Origin of the sequence: Citrobacter sedlakii NBRC 105722 (genome assembly GCF_000759835.1) — a bacterium.
Taxonomy (GTDB): Bacteria; Pseudomonadota; Gammaproteobacteria; order Enterobacterales; family Enterobacteriaceae; genus Citrobacter_A; species Citrobacter_A sedlakii.
Window position 1 is genome coordinate 607,772 of record NZ_BBNB01000001.1, and the last position, 19,418, is coordinate 627,189.

The window sequence follows — 19,418 nt, forward strand, 5'->3', positions numbered from 1 at the left end:
CACGCCATAATCCACTCTGCTACATCTTATTCATTTTTAATATATATCAGAAGTCGCTCTGAAGGAGGATTTCTGCATCTGCCCGGGGTGGACCTGCGCTTTGTACTGTTCATACTTGCGCAGCGCAATGCGGTAGTTGTTGGTACTGGTTTCCGGCAGCCACGGCGCCAGATTTTCATCAAGAAAACCATCCTGCAGCAGATCATGAGAAATCTTCTGCTCGCTAAGGTGATTGCCGAGGCGGCGCAAGCGAACAACGTATTCGCGCACAGTGCCGTAGCTCATCTCAGTTTGTTCAAATAAAAACTGCTTAAAACCGATGATGTCAAAGAAGTCGCTCTGCGCTTTGCAGTGCAGATCGCCGCAGAAGCGGCACAGCGCGACCCACTCTTTCCGCTCCTGCTCCCAGGCAGCCTCGTCCATCAGCGTGTCCAGTCGGGATATGGCGATTTTATTGACGATTTGCCCTTTACGCACCAGCGTGATGCGGTCGAGTAATTTGTGGCAATGGGCGCAATGCGTCTGGCTGTGTTTAAAGTCTTTGAGGTAGCGGCTTAATGGCCGTCTTTTAGATTGCTGCACCGTCATGAGAACTCCTGGTAGTCAGTAGGTTGTGCGGCATTTTGCAGAGGCAGTATGGTCGCCTCCTATAACTTACCCAGCTTAGTGCGTAACCGTTTGATAGCCTGACTGTGCAACTGGCTCACCCGCGACTCCCCGACTTCCAGAACCGCGCCAATCTCTTTGAGATTCAGCTCTTCCTGGTAATAGAGTGTCAACACCAGTTGTTCACGCTCCGGAAGGGCTTCAATGGCATCCATCACGCGCTGGCGCAAATTGCTCTCGAGGAGCTGCTGTAACGGGTTTTCCTGCTGATGCTCTTCAGTCACCAGCTCAATACTGTCGCCATGTTCTTCCCGCCATTCGTCGTACGAGAAAAGCTGGCTATTATTGGTATCAAGCAACATCTGACGGTATTCTTCGACAGGGATCCCCAGACGCTCCGCCACTTCCGTTTCCGTCGCGTTGCGTCCTAATTCCTGCTCCAGTTGCCCCATCGCCTGCGCCACTTCGCGGGCGTTACGCCGGACGCTACGCGGCACCCAGTCACGGCTGCGTAGTTCATCCAGCATTGCGCCACGAATACGCTGCACTGCGTAAGTGGTAAATGCCGTTCCTTGCAGAGCGTCATATCGGTCAACTGCATTCAATAACCCGATGCCGCCCGCCTGTAGCAGATCGTCCAGTTCCACGCTCGCGGGCAAACGCACCTGCAGGCGCAACGCTTCGTGACGCACCAGCGGTACATAACGCTGCCACAGCGAGTGTTTATCCATTACACCTTCAGCGGTATACAGTGAATTCACGATAAACAGCCCTGCGTTAAATGAGTTATCGGCATGATTATCCGTTTCTGCAGGGCGTTCTATCGGGAGAATAAGGCTATAAAAGAAGGGTTATTTTACTTATGTAGCCAAAGATAATTTATAGCAGAAAAAAAGAAGCTTTAGATCAAAGTGTTAGAGGAAGGGGTGCACAAAAGTGCCCCCCGTTCATGTTAGGCTAAAAGATGAATCATTGACAGATCGTCACCCGCACGTACCGCCTCAATATGCTGATAAAAATTACTGGCGACTTCAAGGTTGTGCTGGCTGCGGGAATGGAAACTATAAACGATATTTATCACGTCATCCCATTCAAGTCGCCCACGCTCACTCACGCTGGCCGCAATGAGTAATTTGATGAAAACGTATTCCGCAACAATCATATACAGTGCACGTAAAGGCTCAGTACCTGCCTGATTCGGGAAATTATGTTCCCAAATTTTATACATAATAAAATTTCGTAAAGCATAAGCGCCGTATTTTTCGTCCTGTTTTAGCGCATTATCCAGTAAACTTTCCGTTTCACTGACTTTTTGACCCAACTCCGTCCCTGCTTCCATCGTAAGGACCCGAAGCAGGCATTCAATATACTGTTCGAGAATGACGCTACCACGGCTGGGAGCCAGGGAACGGAAGTAATTCTGCATTTGCAAAACCAGTGAAACTTTAATGTTTCTATCAGAATTCATCCCCTGTAGCTCCTTTGCTAACTCACCGTTCTGTAGCTGTGAAATCAACGTATTATAAACCTGTTCAAGTTCCGAAAGAGCATAGTCATCAATCCGGGAAAATTTCTGCGCGATCAAGTTAAATTTGACCAGCGCATACAAGGCAGCTTCGGGTCGACTCTCCGCATGATTGACAATACTCAAGCAAAACAGATTCAGCAGTTTCTGCTCAGGGTGAAATTCTGGGGCTGTATTAAGTTGTGGCTGAATCATTCTCTTGTCATTAATTACCATCGCTTCTGGATCGGTGAGGATTCTGGCAGTCACTTCCGGGCAAGCAAGACTGAGAGAATGTCTGACTTCATGTTTAAAGATGTGCTGGGCGCGGGGAAACACCGAGCAGGTCCGACTCAATGCTTTTGGACCCAGTGTCTTTTGCACCAGACATAAACGCTCCTCATCCAGATAAGGACAATTACCCAATGCTGATGGCAGTTTTATCTCGCCCCAGTGATTCACATCCTTTTTGAGCAGAATAATATTTTCTTTCGCGATCTTACGAATAGTCTCGTTTTTACTGGATACATATTTCTTGGCCGTCGCCTTATCCAGCGTAATTTTCCACCCCTTACAGCAGTGATCTCGACAAGCGGACCCGCTGCAGGAAAAAGTGGTGACAAAGTAGGGTTCAGTGACGGTGATCTCTTTCATTGCACAGGCTCCAGAATTAAAAAAGGCAGCTTTCGCTGCCTTAATTGTGTATGACCTTTTACTAAGTTAATCGCTTGATTAACGCAGTAAAGACAGTACGTTTTGCGGAACCTGGTTGGCCTGTGCCAGAACAGAAGTGCCCGCCTGCTGCAGAATCTGCGCGCGAGACATGTTGGATACTTCGGTCGCGTAGTCAGAGTCTTCGATACGGCTACGTGCTTCGGACAGGTTATTTACGGTATTGCCCAGGTTGGTAATGGCAGAGTTGAAACGGTTCTGTACTGCACCCAGATCCGAACGCAACGCATCAACCTGTGCCAGAGCGGCGTCGATTTTGGACAGCGGATTTTCAGTAGTTTTAGCTGCAGCTTCAGCAAGTTCAGGCTGCGCTTTAAAGTCGTGGCCAGCCGCTTTGCTAGCATTGTATGTTTTTCCATCAATGTTAACCACTTCGGTTTTGCCATCTACACCACCCAGTTGGTTTAGGGCAGTTTTGGAGGTACCATCTGCAGCCGTGTAAGACGTCGTGTTAACGCTGAAGCTGCCGTCTTTATTCTGAGTAGCTGCATAGTAGTCATTACCAACTTTAACAGCAAATCCACCGTCAATAGTTTTACCATTTTTGTCCGTGTACGACATTTTAACCATCTGAGCAGTAGCGACATCAGCTGCATCCACACCACCATCGGTTAGAGACTTTTTAACATCATTACTTAACGCAGCAGGGGATGCAGTTTGAGTTTTAGTGACTTCTACAGCGCCAGCCGGTTTAGCTGTTTCCATAGCCGTAGAAGGAGCCATCGTAGCTTTACCATCAGCGTCCACGTCAACCTTATAGAAACCATTTTTAGCTGCATCACCACCAGTGAAACCGTCAACTTCAACAAAGTAGTTTTTACTGGCGTCATCGTAGTAAACTTTACCACCTTTGACGGTTGGAGTACCTGCAGCACCACCAGTACCCGCTTTCAGCGCAGCATCGTCAAGCGCTGCAATATCAATAGCTTTAGTATCAGTTACCGCTTCTGATTTCACATCATACGCTTTCTGCACATTCAGTGTATCCAGACCCAAAGTCTGAGAGTTGATCTGTTTCAGATCGATATCAATGGTTTCGCCGTCGTTTGCGCCAACCTGGATGGTCAGTGTGTTATCCTGTGCCAAAACTTTCACGCCGTTGAACTGAGTTTGACCTGAAACACGGTCGATTTCGTTCAGACGCTGAGTGATTTCAGCCTGGATTGAGTCAAGGTCAGACTGAGAGTTAGTGCTGTTCGCGGACTGAACAGCCAGTTCACGCACACGCTGCAGGTTGTTGTTGATTTCGTTCAGCGCGCCTTCAGTGGTCTGCGCAATGGAGATACCATCGTTGGCGTTACGGGAAGCCTGAGTCAGGCCTTTGATGTTGGATGTAAAGCGGTTAGCAATTGCCTGACCCGCTGCGTCGTCTTTCGCGCTGTTGATACGCAGGCCGGAAGACAGACGTTCAATAGCCGTGCCCAGTGCGGACTGAGATTTGTTCAGGTTGTTCTGGGTCAACAGCGACAGGCTGTTTGTATTAATGACTTGTGCCATGATCTTTTCCTTATCAATTACAACTTGATGTTATTGGGCTGTTGCCCACGGTTTCTCACCGTAACCCTTGTATCGGCACCTGAATTTCGAACTTTAGAAAATTTTTAGTTGCAGGCTGCTTTTTTCTTAGCGCACGAAATACCCGCTTTAATAGCCATTAATCTGCGCATTATTTTATCGAAATTATCATTAAACTTTGCCTCCGGATTGCCGATAACGCGCTTATCTACTGTTTGCAATCATAAGGAAGAAGGCATGGCTTCAATTTCATCACTGGGTGTCGGTTCAAACTTACCGCTGGACACGCTGCTGGCTAACCTGACCACCTCCGAAAAAGGACGTTTAACCCCTATTACTACCCAGCAGAGCGCAAACACTGCGAAATTAACGGCCTATGGCACCCTGAAAAGCGCATTAGAAAAATTTCAGACTGCGAATACCGCCCTGAATAAAGCTGATTTATTTAAAGCAACCACGGCTTCAAGCACCACCGAGGATCTCAAAGTCAGTACGACGGCAGGTGCTGCACCTGGGACTTACAAAATTACCGTTAAGAATCTTGCCGCCGCGCAATCTCTTGCCACCAATGCGACTTTCGCGACCACGAAAGAACAGCTAGGCGATACCTCTGTCACTTCCCGCACCATTAAAATTGAACAACCGGGACGTAAAGAACCGCTGGAAATTAAGCTTGATAAAGGCGATACCTCTATGGAAGCGGTTCGCGATGCGATCAATGACGCTGACAGCGGGATTTCGGCCAGTATCGTTAAAGTCTCTGAAGACAAATATCAGTTGGTGTTAACAGCGGCAAGCGGCACAGACAACACAATGAAGATCTCTGTCGAGGGTGATACCAAACTGAATGATCTTCTTGCCTATGACAGCACGACCGGCACAGGTAACATGAAGGAATTGGTCAAAGCGGAAAATGCGGAGCTTACCGTTAACGGTATTGATATTGTCCGTCAAAGCAATACTGTAACCGATGCTCCGCAAGGCCTGACACTTAATCTGACCAAAAAAGTCACTGACGCTACCGTGACCGTCACAAAAGATGATTCTAAAGCGACTGAAGCGATCAAAAGCTGGGTAGAGGCATACAACTCACTGGTGGATACCTTCAGCACCCTGACTAAATACAATGAAGTCGAACCGGGCGAAGCCTCAAGCGACAAAAATGGCGCTCTTCTTGGCGACAGCGTATTACGTACTATCCAGACAGGTATTCGCGCTCAGTTTGCGAACAGTGGCAGCAATTCCACTTTCAAGACAATGGCTGAAATTGGCATTACACAGGACGGTACAACCGGAAAACTCAAACTTGATGAGGATAAATTAGCGAAATCGCTAAAAGATAATACTGCTTCAGTTCGCGAACTGTTAGTCGGAGATGGCAAAGAAACAGGTATCACTACAAAAATCGCCACTGAAGTTAAAGGTTATCTGGCCGACGACGGCATCATTGATAATGCCCAGGACAATATTAACGCCACGCTAAAGAGCCTGACCAAACAATATCTTTCTGTCAGCAACAGTATTGATGAAACCGTAGCACGCTACAAAGCCCAGTTTACCCAGCTCGATACCATGATGAGCAAATTGAACAACACCAGTACTTATCTGAGCCAGCAATTTACGGCGATGAGTAATTCCTGATAACACGAGGTAAATATGTATACCGCGAGCGGTACTAAAGCGTACGCGCAGGTTGGAGTAGAAAGCGCTGTGATGAGCGCCAGCCCGCACCAGTTAATTGAGATGTTGTTTGAGGGTGCTAATAGCGCTTTAGTTCGCGCGCGTTTGTTTATGCAACAGGGTGAAATTGTCGCGAAAGGAGAAGCCGTAAGCAAAGCCATCAATATCATCGATAACGGGCTGAAGGCTGGTCTGGACCTGGAGAATGGTGGTGACATCGCCGCCAATCTTTCCGATCTCTATGACTATATGATCCGCCGCTTACTGCTCGCTAATCTGCGCAATGACAGTCAGGCCATCGAAGAAGTGGAAGGGTTACTCGGCAACATCGCGGATGCCTGGAAACAGATTTCACCGAAAGCATCATCCCAGGAGTCTCGTTAATGACCTCAGCCGTGGAGTTTATCAACCGTTGGCAGCGCATTGCGCTGCTAAGCCAGTCGCTGCTCGAACTTGCGCAGCGAGGTGAATGGGACCTTTTACTGGAACAGGAAGTCAGCTATCTGCAAAGTATTGAAACGGTCGTTGAAACGCAAACTCCACCGGACATTACGCGCAGTATTCAGGATATTGTTGCCGGATACATTAAACAAACGCTGGATAACGAACAGCACCTCAAGGTATTGCTGCAAAAAAGACTCGATGAGCTGAGCGGTCTGATCGGCCAGAGCACGCGACAGCAGTCCCTCAACAATGCTTACGGTCGCCTTTCCGGCATGCTTCTGGTGCCGGACGCCCCCAGCGCGCCACAATAATTCCCGCCACGTTTAAAAATATCTTCCATACTCCAGAAGTTGTCTTTTGATTTCTGGAGCACGGAAGATGAAAAATCCTACCCTTTTGCAGTTCTTCCACTGGTATTACCCCGACGGCGGCAAACTCTGGCAGGAAGTTGCGGCGCGCGCGGACGGCCTTAACGATATCGGGATAAACATGGTCTGGCTTCCCCCGGCGTATAAAGGCGCATCGGGCGGCTATTCCGTCGGTTATGACTGTTACGATTTATTTGATCTCGGCGAGTTCGATCAAAAAGGATCGATCGCCACCAAATATGGCGACAAGACGCAGCTGCTGTCGGCCATCGACGCGCTGCAAAAGAACGAAATTGCGGTTCTGCTCGACGTAGTGGTGAACCATAAAATGGGCGCAGACGAAAAAGAGCCGATTCGCGTTCAGCGGGTGAATGAAGACGACCGCACTCAAATAGATGACGAAATCATCGAATGCGAAGGCTGGACCCGCTACACCTTCCCTGCCCGCGCCGGGCAATATTCGCAGTTTATCTGGGACTTTAAATGTTTCAGCGGTATCGACCACATTGAAAACCCCACCGAGGACGGGATTTTCAAAATCGTCAACGACTATACCGGCGACGGCTGGAACGACCAGGTCGATGACGAAATGGGCAATTTTGATTATCTGATGGGCGAAAATATCGACTTCCGCAATCATGCCGTGACCGAGGAGATCAAATACTGGGCGCGCTGGGTGATGGAACAAACCCACTGCGACGGTTTCCGGCTGGACGCGGTAAAACATATTCCGGCCTGGTTTTATAAAGAGTGGATTGAGCACGTACAGGAGGTCGCGCCGAAGCCGCTGTTTATCGTGGCGGAATACTGGTCGCACGACGTTGATACGCTGCAAAACTACATCAATCAGGTTGACGGCAAGACGATGCTGTTTGACGCCCCGCTGCAAATGAAATTTCACGAAGCGTCCCGTCAGGGGAGCGACTATGATATGAGCCAGATCTTTACCGGTACGCTGGTGGAGGCCGATCCTTTTCATGCCGTCACGCTGGTTGCCAACCACGATACCCAGCCGTTGCAGGCGCTGGAAGCCCCGGTCGAGCCGTGGTTTAAACCGCTGGCCTATGCGTTGATCCTGCTGCGGGAAAACGGCGTCCCTTCCGTTTTTTATCCCGATCTCTACGGCGCGCATTACGAAGATACCGGCAACGACGGCGGAACCTACCCCATCGACATGCCGATCATTAATCAGCTCGATCAGCTTATTCTGGCGCGCCAGCGTTTCGCCCACGGCGTGCAGACACTCTACTTCGACCATCCAAACTGTATCGCTTTCAGCCGCAGCGGCACTGAAGAGGATCCCGGCTGTGTGGTGGTGCTGTCGAACGGCGACGACGGCGAAAAAACGCTCACGCTGGGTGAAAACTACGGCAACAAAACCTGGCGCGACTTTTTAGGAAATCGTCAGGAAACCGTGACAACCGACGCAAATGGCGTAGCGACCTTTTACTGCAACGGCGGCAGCGTGAGCGTGTGGGTGATAGAAGAAGCGATATAAAAATACCCCGGCAGGGCGACCTGTCGGGGGAGGGTTCAGGGCAGCGGGGTCGGCAGCGGCGATTTTTCCAGCGCGGCGGCGCACTCTGCGGTGGGACGCGTGACGCGCTGCAGGGTCATTCCATCATATTCTAACGTGCTGCCTTCGCGCTCGATCGCGTAAAGATCGCGGTTTACCGTCACGTTGGTTAACTCACCCGATAACATCGTCAGTTTACCCGGTAGCGCAATCACGCGCTGCCATTGACGGCAGTCGAGGGTATCCCCGGCGTGGGTAATCACCAGGCTGCCAATCGCTTCCGGACTCACCAGACTGCGCTGCGGGCCTTTCGTCTGCCAGTACCCTTCCAGTCCGGCCGGCGCGGGCGTTTTCACTACGTTATGGTAATTTTCCACCTCGGCGCATCCCGCTAACATCAGTAACGCCCCAATGATTGCTACTTTTTTCATCATTCATCCTGCATGCGAAGAAAAGGGGATTGTGGCATTAAAGCCCTGATGTCGCCAGCCTTTCCCACAGAACGGCGAAGTTTGATCCAGTCGGTATTACCGCTTAATAGTACCAGGCAAAAAAACGGTTGTGGTGTACTATCCGCACTCTTGTTTCATACCTTCTGAGTTCAGAGGCAAAACACATGTCATGGCAACACTTCAAACACGCCTGGTTAATTAAATTCTGGACGCCCGTTCCTGCGGTCATCGCGGCGGGTATTCTCTCCACTTACTATTTTGGCATCACCGGCACCTTCTGGGCCGTTACCGGCGAATTTACCCGCTGGGGCGGACAAATCCTGCAACTGTTTGGCGTCCATGCCGAAGAATGGGGCTATTACAAGCTGATTCATCTCGACGGCTCGCCGCTGACGCGCATCGACGGAATGATGATCCTCGGCATGTTCGGTGGCTGCTTCGCCGCCGCGCTGTGGGCCAACAACGTTAAGCTGCGTATTCCACGTAGCCGGGTGCGCATCATGCAGGCAATCATTGGCGGGATGATCGCCGGTTTCGGCGCGCGTCTGGCGATGGGCTGTAATCTGGCGGCCTTCTTTACCGGCATCCCGCAGTTCTCTCTTCATGCCTGGTTCTTTGCATTGGCGACCGCCATCGGCTCCTGGTTCGGCGCTCGCTTTACGCTACTGCCAATCTTCCGCATTCCGGTCAAAATGCAAAAAGTCTCCGCCGCCTCGCCGCTGACGCAAAAGCCGGATCAGGCGCGTCGCCGCTTCCGCTTAGGGATGCTGGTGTTTATCGGCATGATTGGCTGGGCGCTGTTAACGGCGATGAACCAACCGAAGCTGGGTCTGGCGATGCTGTTCGGCGTGGGATTTGGGCTGCTGATTGAACGCGCGCAGATTTGCTTTACTTCGGCGTTTCGCGATCTGTGGATCACCGGACGTACCCATATGGCGAAAGCGATCATCTTTGGGATGGCGGTAAGCGCAATCGGGATATTCAGCTACGTGCAGTTGGGCGTGGAAGCGAAGATCATGTGGGCTGGCCCGAACGCCGTGATCGGCGGGCTGCTGTTCGGTTTTGGCATCGTGCTGGCCGGCGGTTGCGAAACCGGCTGGATGTACCGCGCCGTGGAAGGCCAGGTGCACTACTGGTGGGTTGGGCTGGGTAATGTCATTGGCTCTACAATTCTGGCGTACTACTGGGATGACTTCGCCCCGGCGCTGGCAACCAACTGGGACAAAATTAATCTGCTCACAACCTTTGGTCCGCTTGGCGGTCTGTTGGTGACTTATCTGCTGCTGTTTACCGCGCTGATGCTGATTATCGGTTGGGAAAAACGTTTCTTCCGTCGCGCCGGGTTAACCCCCGCTAAGGAAACCGCATGAAAAATATCGTACCTGATTACCGTCTTGATATGGTTGGTGAACCCTGCCCCTACCCTGCCGTCGCCACGCTTGAGGCGATGCCGCAGTTAAAAAAAGGGGAAATTCTGGAAGTGGTGAGCGACTGTCCGCAATCGATCAATAACATCCCGCTGGATGCGCGTAACCATGGCTACACGGTACTGGACATTCAGCAGGACGGTCCCACAATCCGTTATTTAATACAAAAATAAAACGTTGCCGGATGGCGGCGCAAGCGTCACCGTCCGGCCTGACACCTCTCACCCCCAGGCATCAAACCTACACCTGCATCGACATGACTTCCTGATACGCCGCCACCAGCTTGTTACGCACCTGAATGCCCATCTGCATGGACACGGACGCCTTTTGCATATCGGTCATCACATCGTTCAGCGCGATGCCCGGCTCGCCGAGGGTAAATTTTTCGGCCTGAACGCGTGCGGCGGTTTGTCTGTCGCTGATGCGGTCCAGCGCCGCGTGGAGTTGGCCGGCAAAACTGACGGTCGACTGCGGCAAAGCCTCCTGCGCACGCGCGCCCATCGCGGTCGCCTGCAGTTGGCTGATGACCCCTTCAATCCCCTGTATCGCTGACATGATAATCCTCTGGATGATTTTTTACGCAGCAGAGATTACCAGTTTGTCAATAAGATAAAGGCGTTAAATAACGCTAAAAAACCACGGTTTTTGCCGCATAGAAAAAAACGAAAGCACAAATAATGAGACCGTCAATTTTTCGATTTTGCTGACCCGGGAGTGAGTCTTGTTCCACTTTGCAAATAAAGCCGTCCACGAACAGTCACGAGGTGCGAGATGAACGCGACTGCATCGGCTGCAACCCAACCTAAACCTCTCGAGTGGCTTAATCGCCTGCGCGCGAACCCTAAAATTCCTTTGATTGTCGCTGGCTCCGCCGCCGTCGCGATTATCGTGGCGATGGTGCTCTGGGCGAAGTCGCCGGACTATCGCACGTTGTTCAGCAATTTGTCCGATCAGGACGGCGGCGCGATCGTCACCCAGCTAACCCAGATGAATATCCCCTACCGTTTTACGGAAGGCAGCGGCGCGATCGAAGTTCCGGCGGATAAAGTGCATGAATTGCGCCTGCGTCTGGCTCAGCAGGGGCTGCCGAAAGGCGGCGCGGTAGGCTTTGAACTGTTGGATCAGGAAAAATTCGGCATCAGCCAGTTCAGCGAGCAGGTGAACTACCAGCGCGCGCTGGAAGGCGAACTGGCGCGCACCATCGAAACCCTCGGTCCGGTCAAGCGCGCCCGCGTGCATCTGGCGATGCCCAAACCGTCGCTGTTCGTGCGTGAACAAAAATCCCCTTCCGCCTCCGTCACGGTGAATCTGGAACCGGGCCGCGCCCTGGACGAAGGGCAAATCAGCGCGGTGGTGCATCTGGTTTCCAGCGCTGTCGCCGGGCTGCCGCCGGGTAACGTGACGCTGGTCGATCAGGGCGGGCATTTGCTTACCCAGTCGAATACCAGCGGACGCGACCTCAACGACGCGCAATTGAAATACGCCAGCGACGTGGAAGGCCGTATTCAGCGCCGCATCGAATCGATCCTCTCGCCGATCGTCGGTAACGGTAATGTTCACGCACAGGTGACCGCGCAACTGGACTTCGCCAATAAAGAACAGACGGAAGAGCAGTACCGTCCGAACGGCGACGCGTCGCAGGCGGTGCTGCGTTCACGTCAGGTGAATGAAAGCGAACAAATCGGTTCCGGTCTGCCAGGCGGCGTACCGGGCGCGCTGTCCAACCAGCCTGCGCCAGCGAACGCCGCGCCAATTACCACGCCGCCGGCTAATCAGCAGAATGCGCAAAACGGGCAAAACACCCTGCAGACGACCACCAATACCAACGCCGGGCCGCGCAGTACCCAGCGTAACGAAACCAGTAACTACGAAGTCGACCGTACCATTCGCCATACCAAAATGAACGTCGGCGACATCCAGCGTCTTTCCGTGGCGGTGGTCGTGAATTACAAAACCCTGCCGGATGGCAAGCCGCTGCCGCTCACCGCTGAACAGATGAAACAGCTGGAAGATCTGACTCGCGAGGCAATGGGCTTCTCGGATAAACGCGGCGACACCCTGAACGTCGTTAACTCACCGTTTACCGCCACCGATGACGACAGCGCCGAGCTGCCGTTCTGGAAACAACAGGCCTTTATCGAACAGTTAATGTCGGCGGGTCGCTGGCTGCTGGTGCTGCTGGTTGCCTGGATCCTCTGGCGTAAGGCGGTGCGTCCACAGTTGACGCGTCGCGCTGAGGAGGCCAAAGCCGCTCAGGAACGTGAACAACTGCGTCAGGAAACGCAGGAAGCCGTTGAAGTTCGTCTCAGCAAGGATGAACAGACTCAGCAGCGTCGCGCGAACCAGCGTCTGGGCGCGGAAGTGATGAGTCAACGTATTCGCGAAATGTCAGATAACGATCCGCGCGTGGTGGCGCTGGTCATTCGTCAGTGGATGAGTAACGATCATGAGTAATGCCCTTACCGGTACCGATAAAAGCGTCATCCTGCTGATGACCATTGGCGAAGATCGCGCGGCGGAGGTGTTCAAGCACCTCTCCCAACGGGAAGTACAGACCCTGAGCGCGGCGATGGCGAACGTTCGCCAAATCTCTAATCAGCAGCTTACGGAAGTGCTGGCGGAATTTGAGCAGGAGGCCGAGCAGTTTGCGGCGCTCAACATTAACGCCAACGAGTACCTGCGCTCCGTGCTGGTCAAAGCGCTGGGCGAAGAGCGCGCCGCGAGCCTGCTGGAAGATATTCTCGAAACCCGCGATACCGCCAGCGGCATTGAGACGCTCAACTTTATGGAGCCGCAAAGCGCCGCCGATCTTATCCGCGACGAACACCCGCAGATTATCGCCACCATTCTCGTGCACCTCAAACGCGGCCAGGCCGCCGACATTCTGGCGCTGTTCGACGAACGCCTGCGCCACGATGTGATGTTGCGTATCGCCACCTTCGGCGGCGTCCAGCCTGCCGCGCTGGCGGAATTGACCGAAGTGCTCAATGGTCTGCTCGACGGCCAGAACCTCAAACGCAGCAAAATGGGCGGCGTAAGAACGGCGGCGGAAATCATCAACCTGATGAAAACGCAGCAGGAAGAGGCTGTCATTACCGCCGTGCGTGAATTCGACGGCGAGCTGGCGCAAAAAATTATCGACGAGATGTTCCTGTTCGAAAACCTGGTGGATGTGGACGACCGCAGCATTCAGCGCCTGCTGCAGGAAGTGGATTCCGAGTCGCTGCTGATCGCCCTGAAAGGCGCGGAGCAGCCGCTGCGCGAGAAGTTCCTGCGCAACATGTCCCAGCGCGCCGCCGATATCCTGCGCGACGATCTGGCCAACCGTGGTCCGGTGCGTCTGTCGCAGGTGGAGAACGAACAGAAAGCGATTCTGCTTATTGTGCGTCGTCTGGCGGAAACCGGCGAAATGGTGATCGGCAGCGGTGAGGATACCTATGTCTGATGCGCTGCCGTGGAAAGTCTGGACGCCAGACGACCTCGCCCCGCCGCTGGCGGAGTTTACGCCCGTGGATCACTGCGAAGAACTGCCGTCTGAAGACGGCGGCGAACCGGAACTGAGCGCGGAACAACAGCTTGAACAGCAGCTGGCGCAACTGAAGATCCAGGCGCACGAACAGGGGTATAACGTCGGCCTTGCGGAAGGCCGCAAAGCGGGTCATGAGCAGGGCTACCAGGAGGGTCTGGCGCAAGGTCTGGAACAGGGCCAGGCGCAGGCACGCAGTCAGCAGGCGCCCCTTCACGCGCGGATGCAACAACTGGTCAATGAGTTTCAGAATACGCTGGATGCGCTGGACAGCGTCATTGCGTCACGTCTGATGCAGATGGCGCTGGAAGCCGCCCGCCAGGTGATCGGACAGACGCCAGCCGTAGACAACTCGGCGTTGATTAAACAAATTCAACACCTGTTGCAGCAGGAACCGTTGTTCAGCGGAAAACCGCAGCTTCGCGTGCATCCGGATGATTTACAGCGCGTGGAAGAGATGCTCGGCGCAACCCTCAGCCTCCACGGCTGGCGACTGCGCGGCGATCCGACGCTGCATCATGGCGGCTGCAAGGTTTCTGCGGATGAAGGCGATCTGGATGCCAGCGTCGCCACCCGCTGGCAGGAACTTTGCCGCCTGGCTGCGCCGGGAGTTGTCTGATGACGACCCGTCTCACCCGCTGGCTGACGACGCTGGATAATTTCGAAGCCAAAATGGCGCAGCTTCCGGCAGTGCGCCGTTATGGCCGGCTGACGCGCGCCACCGGACTGGTGCTGGAGGCGACCGGTCTGCAGCTTCCGCTGGGCGCCACCTGTGTTATTGAACGTCAGGAAGGGACCGAAACCCATGAAGTGGAAAGTGAAGTCGTCGGCTTTAACGGCCAGCGCCTGTTTCTGATGCCGCTGGAAGAGGTCGAAGGCATTTTGCCCGGCGCGCGCGTTTACGCCAGGAACATTGCCGGAGAGGGACTGCAGAGCGGCAAACAGTTACCGCTTGGTCCGGCGCTGCTGGGTCGCGTGCTGGACGGCAGCGGTAAGCCGCTCGATGGTCTGCCCTCCCCCGACACCACCGAAACCGGCGCGCTGATCACCGCGCCGTTTAACCCGCTACAGCGCACGCCGATTGAGCATGTTCTGGATACCGGCGTGCGTCCTATCAACGCGCTGTTAACCGTCGGACGCGGCCAACGTATGGGCCTGTTTGCCGGTTCCGGCGTCGGTAAAAGCGTGCTGCTCGGCATGATGGCGCGTTATACCCGCGCCGATGTGATCGTGGTCGGGTTAATCGGCGAACGTGGCCGCGAAGTAAAAGATTTTATCGAAAACATTCTTGGCGCAGACGGACGCGCGCGTTCGGTGGTCATTGCCGCGCCGGCGGACGTGTCGCCGCTACTGCGGATGCAGGGCGCCGCCTATGCCACCCGGATCGCAGAGGACTTTCGCGACCGGGGTCAGCATGTTCTGCTGATCATGGACTCCCTGACCCGTTATGCGATGGCGCAGCGTGAAATCGCGCTGGCTATAGGCGAACCGCCCGCGACCAAAGGCTATCCGCCATCGGTATTCGCCAAGCTGCCTGCGCTGGTGGAACGCGCGGGCAATGGTATCCACGGCGGCGGTTCGATCACTGCGTTTTATACGGTACTGACCGAAGGCGACGACCAGCAGGATCCGATTGCCGACTCGGCGCGTGCAATCCTTGACGGACACATTGTGCTGTCGCGGCGGCTGGCGGAAGCCGGACACTACCCTGCTATCGATATCGAAGCCTCCATCAGCCGCGCCATGACGGCGCTGATTAGCGAGCAGCATTACGCCAAAGTACGCCAGTTTAAGCAGTTATTGTCGAGCTTCCAGCGTAACCGCGATCTCGTTAGCGTCGGGGCTTACGCTAAGGGCAGCGACCCGATGCTCGACAAAGCGATCGCACTCTGGCCACAGCTGGAGGCGTTTCTTCAGCAAGGTATTTTTGAACGGGCCGACTGGGAGGATTCCCTGCAGGCGCTGGATCTACTTTTCCCGGCGGGATGATAACGCAGGAGGAGATGCGTCATGGCAGAACACGGTGCACTGGCAACACTCAAAGATCTCGCTGAAAAAGAGGTCGATGACGCTGCCCAACTGTTAGGGGAAATGCGTCGCGGATTTCAGCAGGCGGAAGAACAACTCAAGATGCTGATTGACTACCAGAATGAGTATCGCAGCAACCTGAATAACGACATGAGCCAGGGGATCGCCAGTAATCGCTGGATCAACTACCAGCAGTTTATTCAGACGCTGGAAAAAGCCGTTGAACAGCACCGTCAGCAGTTAACGCAATGGACGCAAAAGGTCGACGTGGCGCTGAACAACTGGCGGGAAAAAAAGCAACGCCTGCAGGCCTGGCAGACGTTGCAGGACAGACAAAACGCGGCGGCGCTACTGGCTGAAAACCGCCTGGATCAGAAAAAAATGGATGAATTTGCTCAGCGTGCAGCAATGAGGAAACCCGAATGATCACCTTGCCCCAACTGGTCACCACCGACACCGATCTGACCACCGGCTTGCCGTCCGGGAAAGCGGCGGATTCTGCGCAGGATTTCCTGGCTCTGCTGGCGGGCGCGCTTGGCGCTGGCGACACGCAGGGTCAGGGCGCGCCGCTTACGCTTGCCGACCTGCGGGCTGCGGGCGGCAAACTGCAGAAAGCGCTGCTGGCGCAGGACGGCGACGCGTTGCCGCGCGATAAGTTGACGGCGCTCCTCGCCGCCAAAGATGCGCAAACCGATGAGTCGCTCAAAGGGCTAAACGACGCCGGAGCGCTGTTTTCGGCCCTGTCGCCGTCGCAGAAAACCAGCGCGCTGGCCGTCCTGAGTCAGGCAGAACAAAAAGGTGAGAAGAAAAGCGCACTCAGCGACGACGATCTCGCCAGCCTGAGCGCGCTGTTCGCGATGCTGCCCGGCCAGCCCGGATTCACCACCGCCCCGACAGATGCGCAGCTCAGCGCACCAGGGACATCCCTGCGGGTAGATACCCGTTCTCTGTCGCAAGAGGGCGCCACGCCTTTCGATGGCGATACGCTAAAAGACGCTAAAAAAGAGGCTGCATTACCGGGCATAGCGGCGGATAACGCCAAAAGCCAGACGGTTGCCGCGCCAGTCGTAACGGATGGCGCAACGGCTCATGTTGACGCAGAGAGCACGCCGACGCCCGTCGCGCCGGGTCTGGCAATGAGCGCCAACGCGCCATCCACCCCGCAAGCAGCGCAGCCTGGCAGCCCCGCGCCAGTGCTGAGCGCCCCGCTCGGCAGCCATGAATGGCAGCAATCGCTGAGCCAGCACATCACGCTGTTCACCCGCCAGGGTCAGCAGAGCGCGGAGTTACGTTTGCATCCTGAAGATCTGGGTCAGGTGCAGATCTCGCTTAAGCTGGATGATAACCACGCGCAGTTGCAGATGGTTTCCGCGCACAGCCACGTTCGCGCCGCGCTGGAAGCCGCCCTGCCGGTTCTGCGCACCCAACTGGCGGAAAGCGGGATCCAACTGGGCCAAAGCAACATCAGCAGCGAAAGCTTTGCCGGTCAGCATCACTCTTCCTCGCAGCAGCATGCATCTCGTACACCGGGACAGGCGCTGGCGCTGGGCGATGATGAGAGCGAACTGGCGGTTCCGGCCTCGCTGCAGTCTGCCGCGCGCGGTAATGGCGCCGTCGATATCTTCGCCTAACGCCAGAGGTAGCACGATTATCCGCGTCTTTTCCACGCTTTGCCGTGGTCAGGACACGGGATAATCAGCCCATAAGCTGTACCGAAACAGGAAGCCCGTATCAGATGACTGATTCCGCACTTAACAAAAAGAGCAAACGCTCAATTTGGATCCCACTGCTGGTAATCATTACCCTCGCCGCCTGCGCCACCGCGGGTTATAGCTATTGGCGTATGCAGCAGAAGCCGACAACCGCGGCGAACGAACCGCCGCCTCCGCCTGCGCCGGTCTTTTTTGCCCTCGACACCTTTACGGTGAATCTCGGTGATGCCGATCGCGTGTTGTATATCGGCGTGACGCTGCGTCTGAAAGATGAGGCGACGCGCGCGCGTCTTAACGAATATTTACCGGAAGTCCGTAGCCGCCTGCTGCTGCTGTTCTCACGTCAGGATGCCGCAGTGCTGTCTACCGAAGACGGTAAACAAAAGCTGATCGCGGCGATTAAAGAGACGCTTTCCCCTCCGCTTGTTGCCGGACAACCTAAACAGGACGTGACCGACGTGCTGTACACAGCTTTCATTCTGCGGTAACGACATGGGCGACAGTATTCTCTCTCAGGCTGAAATCGATGCGCTGCTCAACGGCGACAGCGAAACGAAAGACGAACCGAAAGCAGGGATCGCGGGTGAAAGCGATATTCGTCCCTACGATCCGAATACCCAGCGTCGCGTGGTACGCGAGCGTCTTCAGGCGCTGGAGATCATCAACGAGCGTTTCGCGCGCCAGTTCCGGATGGGGCTGTTTAACCTGCTGCGACGTAGCCCGGATATTACCGTCGGGGCGATCCGCATTCAGCCGTACCATGAATTTGCGCGCAACCTGCCGGTGCCCACCAACCTCAACCTGATCCACCTGAAGCCGCTGCGTGGAACGGGCCTGGTGGTTTTTTCGCCGAGTCTGGTGTTTATCGCCGTCGATAACCTGTTCGGCGGCGACGGTCGTTTCCCGACCAAAGTGGAAGGCCGTGAGTTCACGCATACCGAGCAGCGGGTGATCAACCGCATGCTGAAGCTGGCGCTTGAAGGCTACAGCGACGCGTGGAAAGCGATTAATCCGCTGGAAGTCGAGTATGTACGTTCCGAGATGCAGGTGAAGTTTACCAATATCACCACCTCACCGAACGATATCGTGGTGAACACGCCGTTCCACGTCGAAATTGGCAACCTGACCGGCGAATTCAACATCTGCCTGCCGTTCAGCATGATCGAACCGCTGCGCGAACTGTTGGTCAACCCGCCGCTGGAAAACTCCCGCCATGAGGATCAGAACTGGCGCGACAACCTGGTGCGTCAGGTTCAGCATTCCGAGCTGGAGCTGGTAGCGAATTTCGCCGATATTCCGCTGCGTCTTTCGCAGATTTTAAAACTGCAACCCGGCGATGTGCTGCCGATTGAAAAACCAGACCGCATTATTGCTCATGTGGACGGTGTGCCTGTCCTGACCAGCCAGTATGGCACCGTTAACGGTCAGTACGCGTTACGCGTAGAACATCTGATTAACCCGATTTTGAATTCGCTGAATGAGGAACAGCCCAAATGAGTGACATGAATAATCCGTCTGATGAGAACACTGGCGCATTGGACGATCTGTGGGCTGACGCGTTAAACGAGCAAAAAACGACGACGGCGAAAAGCCCGGCGGACGCGGTATTCCAGCAGCTAGGCGGTGGCGACGTCAGCGGCACGCTGCAGGATATCGATCTGATAATGGATATCCCGGTTAAACTGACCGTGGAATTAGGCCGCACACGTATGACCATCAAAGAACTGTTGCGCCTGACGCAAGGTTCCGTGGTCGCGCTGGACGGTCTGGCAGGCGAGCCGCTGGACATTCTGATCAACGGTTATCTGATCGCCCAGGGCGAAGTTGTGGTCGTCGCCGACAAGTACGGCGTGCGCATTACCGACATCATTACGCCGTCTGAACGTATGCGTCGCCTGAGCCGCTAAA

Annotated in this window: 21 protein-coding genes; 15 read left to right on the top strand and 6 right to left on the bottom strand. The window is 54.6% G+C overall.

Going from position 1 to position 19,418, the window contains the following annotated elements:
* Window positions 1–36: 36 nt before the first annotated feature.
* From fliZ to CSE01S_RS02965, 4 genes are all read right to left on the bottom strand, one after another.
* On the bottom strand, window positions 37–588 hold the full coding sequence (gene fliZ, locus CSE01S_RS02950; protein WP_042284009.1) for a flagella biosynthesis regulatory protein FliZ: 552 nt from the start codon (window positions 586–588) through the stop codon (window positions 37–39).
* A gap of 59 nt (window positions 589–647) precedes the next feature.
* Entirely contained in the window at window positions 648–1,367 is a 720-nt protein-coding gene (gene fliA, locus CSE01S_RS02955; protein WP_012906204.1) for an RNA polymerase sigma factor FliA, read from the bottom strand.
* Between the two features lie 191 nt (window positions 1,368–1,558).
* The gene (gene fliB / locus CSE01S_RS02960; protein ID WP_042284012.1) at window positions 1,559–2,764 is read right to left on the bottom strand and encodes a flagellin lysine-N-methylase; all 1,206 of its coding nucleotides are present in this window, start codon (window positions 2,762–2,764) and stop codon (window positions 1,559–1,561) included.
* Window positions 2,765–2,842: 78 nt separating this feature from the next.
* Window positions 2,843–4,339 carry a FliC/FljB family flagellin gene (locus tag CSE01S_RS02965; RefSeq protein ID WP_042284015.1) on the bottom strand — a complete coding sequence of 499 codons (1,497 nt, stop codon included), beginning with the start codon at window positions 4,337–4,339 and terminating at the stop codon, window positions 2,843–2,845.
* Between the two features lie 255 nt (window positions 4,340–4,594).
* Here CSE01S_RS02965 and fliD point away from each other — a divergent pair, with 255 nt between their 5' ends.
* The 4 genes from fliD (at window position 4,595) to amyA (ending at window position 8,347) form a co-directional block, all read left to right on the top strand.
* Window positions 4,595–5,998 carry a flagellar filament capping protein FliD gene (fliD, locus tag CSE01S_RS02970; RefSeq protein WP_042284017.1) on the top strand — a complete coding sequence of 468 codons (1,404 nt, stop codon included), beginning with the start codon at window positions 4,595–4,597 and terminating at the stop codon, window positions 5,996–5,998.
* A gap of 15 nt (window positions 5,999–6,013) precedes the next feature.
* The gene (fliS, locus tag CSE01S_RS02975) at window positions 6,014–6,421 is read left to right on the top strand and encodes a flagellar export chaperone FliS (RefSeq protein ID WP_042284021.1); all 408 of its coding nucleotides are present in this window, start codon (window positions 6,014–6,016) and stop codon (window positions 6,419–6,421) included.
* The gene (fliT, locus tag CSE01S_RS02980) at window positions 6,421–6,792 is read left to right on the top strand and encodes a flagella biosynthesis regulatory protein FliT (protein WP_042284024.1); all 372 of its coding nucleotides are present in this window, start codon (window positions 6,421–6,423) and stop codon (window positions 6,790–6,792) included. The genes fliS and fliT overlap by 1 nt, the downstream gene beginning before the upstream one ends.
* A gap of 67 nt (window positions 6,793–6,859) precedes the next feature.
* On the top strand, window positions 6,860–8,347 hold the full coding sequence (gene amyA / locus CSE01S_RS02985; RefSeq protein WP_042284026.1) for an alpha-amylase: 1,488 nt from the start codon (window positions 6,860–6,862) through the stop codon (window positions 8,345–8,347).
* 35 nt (window positions 8,348–8,382) lie between these two features.
* Here amyA and yedD read toward each other — a convergent pair whose 3' ends face one another.
* Entirely contained in the window at window positions 8,383–8,796 is a 414-nt protein-coding gene (gene yedD / locus CSE01S_RS02990) for a lipoprotein YedD (RefSeq protein ID WP_042284030.1), read from the bottom strand.
* 185 nt (window positions 8,797–8,981) lie between these two features.
* On the opposite strand from yedD, the gene yedE reads away from it, so the two are divergent.
* Together yedE and yedF are read left to right on the top strand one after the other, a co-directional pair.
* Complete coding sequence (yedE, locus tag CSE01S_RS02995; protein ID WP_042284032.1) at window positions 8,982–10,187, top strand: selenium metabolism membrane protein YedE/FdhT; 1,206 nt, start codon at window positions 8,982–8,984, stop codon at window positions 10,185–10,187.
* Window positions 10,184–10,417 carry a sulfurtransferase-like selenium metabolism protein YedF gene (gene yedF, locus CSE01S_RS03000; RefSeq protein ID WP_000790504.1) on the top strand — a complete coding sequence of 78 codons (234 nt, stop codon included), beginning with the start codon at window positions 10,184–10,186 and terminating at the stop codon, window positions 10,415–10,417. The genes yedE and yedF overlap by 4 nt, the downstream gene beginning before the upstream one ends.
* Window positions 10,418–10,484: 67 nt before the next feature.
* Here yedF and fliE read toward each other — a convergent pair whose 3' ends face one another.
* The gene (gene fliE, locus CSE01S_RS03005) at window positions 10,485–10,799 is read right to left on the bottom strand and encodes a flagellar hook-basal body complex protein FliE (protein WP_042284034.1); all 315 of its coding nucleotides are present in this window, start codon (window positions 10,797–10,799) and stop codon (window positions 10,485–10,487) included.
* Between the two features lie 216 nt (window positions 10,800–11,015).
* On the opposite strand from fliE, the gene fliF reads away from it, so the two are divergent.
* From fliF to fliN, 9 genes are all read left to right on the top strand, one after another.
* Window positions 11,016–12,698, top strand: coding sequence for a flagellar basal-body MS-ring/collar protein FliF (gene fliF, locus CSE01S_RS03010; protein WP_042284036.1), 1,683 nt, complete (start codon window positions 11,016–11,018; stop codon window positions 12,696–12,698).
* Window positions 12,691–13,689 carry a flagellar motor switch protein FliG gene (gene fliG, locus CSE01S_RS03015; RefSeq protein WP_042284037.1) on the top strand — a complete coding sequence of 333 codons (999 nt, stop codon included), beginning with the start codon at window positions 12,691–12,693 and terminating at the stop codon, window positions 13,687–13,689. Before fliF ends, fliG begins: the two co-directional genes overlap by 8 nt.
* On the top strand, window positions 13,682–14,389 hold the full coding sequence (gene fliH / locus CSE01S_RS03020; RefSeq protein WP_042284038.1) for a flagellar assembly protein FliH: 708 nt from the start codon (window positions 13,682–13,684) through the stop codon (window positions 14,387–14,389). Before fliG ends, fliH begins: the two co-directional genes overlap by 8 nt.
* Complete coding sequence (gene fliI / locus CSE01S_RS03025; RefSeq protein ID WP_042284039.1) at window positions 14,389–15,759, top strand: flagellar protein export ATPase FliI; 1,371 nt, start codon at window positions 14,389–14,391, stop codon at window positions 15,757–15,759. The genes fliH and fliI overlap by 1 nt, the downstream gene beginning before the upstream one ends.
* Before the next feature lie 21 nt (window positions 15,760–15,780).
* On the top strand, window positions 15,781–16,224 hold the full coding sequence (gene fliJ / locus CSE01S_RS03030; RefSeq protein WP_042284040.1) for a flagellar export protein FliJ: 444 nt from the start codon (window positions 15,781–15,783) through the stop codon (window positions 16,222–16,224).
* Window positions 16,221–17,429, top strand: coding sequence for a flagellar hook length control protein FliK (gene fliK, locus CSE01S_RS03035; RefSeq protein WP_042284041.1), 1,209 nt, complete (start codon window positions 16,221–16,223; stop codon window positions 17,427–17,429). Before fliJ ends, fliK begins: the two co-directional genes overlap by 4 nt.
* Before the next feature lie 104 nt (window positions 17,430–17,533).
* Window positions 17,534–17,998 (top strand): flagellar basal body-associated protein FliL, encoded by a 465-nt coding sequence (fliL, locus tag CSE01S_RS03040; protein WP_042284042.1) that lies wholly within the window; start codon window positions 17,534–17,536, stop codon window positions 17,996–17,998.
* A 4-nt stretch (window positions 17,999–18,002) separates the two neighbouring features.
* The gene (fliM, locus tag CSE01S_RS03045; protein WP_042284043.1) at window positions 18,003–19,007 is read left to right on the top strand and encodes a flagellar motor switch protein FliM; all 1,005 of its coding nucleotides are present in this window, start codon (window positions 18,003–18,005) and stop codon (window positions 19,005–19,007) included.
* Entirely contained in the window at window positions 19,004–19,417 is a 414-nt protein-coding gene (fliN, locus tag CSE01S_RS03050; RefSeq protein WP_042284046.1) for a flagellar motor switch protein FliN, read from the top strand. The genes fliM and fliN overlap by 4 nt, the downstream gene beginning before the upstream one ends.
* Window position 19,418: the final 1 nt, after the last annotated feature.

What these genes read in the sequence shown, in the direction of transcription:
- fliL (WP_042284042.1), top strand. Translation starts at nt 17,534, where the DNA reads ATGACTGATTCCGCACTTAACAAAAAGAGCAAACGCTCAATTTGGATC.
- fliS (WP_042284021.1), top strand. Translation starts at nt 6,014, where the DNA reads ATGTATACCGCGAGCGGTACTAAAGCGTACGCGCAGGTTGGAGTAGAA.
- fliI (WP_042284039.1), top strand. Translation starts at nt 14,389, where the DNA reads ATGACGACCCGTCTCACCCGCTGGCTGACGACGCTGGATAATTTCGAA.
- yedD (WP_042284030.1), bottom strand. Translation starts at nt 8,796, where the DNA reads ATGAAAAAAGTAGCAATCATTGGGGCGTTACTGATGTTAGCGGGATGC.
- fliT (WP_042284024.1), top strand. Translation starts at nt 6,421, where the DNA reads ATGACCTCAGCCGTGGAGTTTATCAACCGTTGGCAGCGCATTGCGCTG.
- fliD (WP_042284017.1), top strand. Translation starts at nt 4,595, where the DNA reads ATGGCTTCAATTTCATCACTGGGTGTCGGTTCAAACTTACCGCTGGAC.
- fliF (WP_042284036.1), top strand. Translation starts at nt 11,016, where the DNA reads ATGAACGCGACTGCATCGGCTGCAACCCAACCTAAACCTCTCGAGTGG.
- fliN (WP_042284046.1), top strand. Translation starts at nt 19,004, where the DNA reads ATGAGTGACATGAATAATCCGTCTGATGAGAACACTGGCGCATTGGAC.
- fliB (WP_042284012.1), bottom strand. Translation starts at nt 2,764, where the DNA reads ATGAAAGAGATCACCGTCACTGAACCCTACTTTGTCACCACTTTTTCC.
- CSE01S_RS02965 (WP_042284015.1), bottom strand. Translation starts at nt 4,339, where the DNA reads ATGGCACAAGTCATTAATACAAACAGCCTGTCGCTGTTGACCCAGAAC.
- fliM (WP_042284043.1), top strand. Translation starts at nt 18,003, where the DNA reads ATGGGCGACAGTATTCTCTCTCAGGCTGAAATCGATGCGCTGCTCAAC.
- fliZ (WP_042284009.1), bottom strand. Translation starts at nt 588, where the DNA reads ATGACGGTGCAGCAATCTAAAAGACGGCCATTAAGCCGCTACCTCAAA.
- fliH (WP_042284038.1), top strand. Translation starts at nt 13,682, where the DNA reads ATGTCTGATGCGCTGCCGTGGAAAGTCTGGACGCCAGACGACCTCGCC.
- amyA (WP_042284026.1), top strand. Translation starts at nt 6,860, where the DNA reads ATGAAAAATCCTACCCTTTTGCAGTTCTTCCACTGGTATTACCCCGAC.
- fliE (WP_042284034.1), bottom strand. Translation starts at nt 10,799, where the DNA reads ATGTCAGCGATACAGGGGATTGAAGGGGTCATCAGCCAACTGCAGGCG.
- fliJ (WP_042284040.1), top strand. Translation starts at nt 15,781, where the DNA reads ATGGCAGAACACGGTGCACTGGCAACACTCAAAGATCTCGCTGAAAAA.
- yedF (WP_000790504.1), top strand. Translation starts at nt 10,184, where the DNA reads ATGAAAAATATCGTACCTGATTACCGTCTTGATATGGTTGGTGAACCC.
- yedE (WP_042284032.1), top strand. Translation starts at nt 8,982, where the DNA reads ATGTCATGGCAACACTTCAAACACGCCTGGTTAATTAAATTCTGGACG.
- fliK (WP_042284041.1), top strand. Translation starts at nt 16,221, where the DNA reads ATGATCACCTTGCCCCAACTGGTCACCACCGACACCGATCTGACCACC.
- fliG (WP_042284037.1), top strand. Translation starts at nt 12,691, where the DNA reads ATGAGTAATGCCCTTACCGGTACCGATAAAAGCGTCATCCTGCTGATG.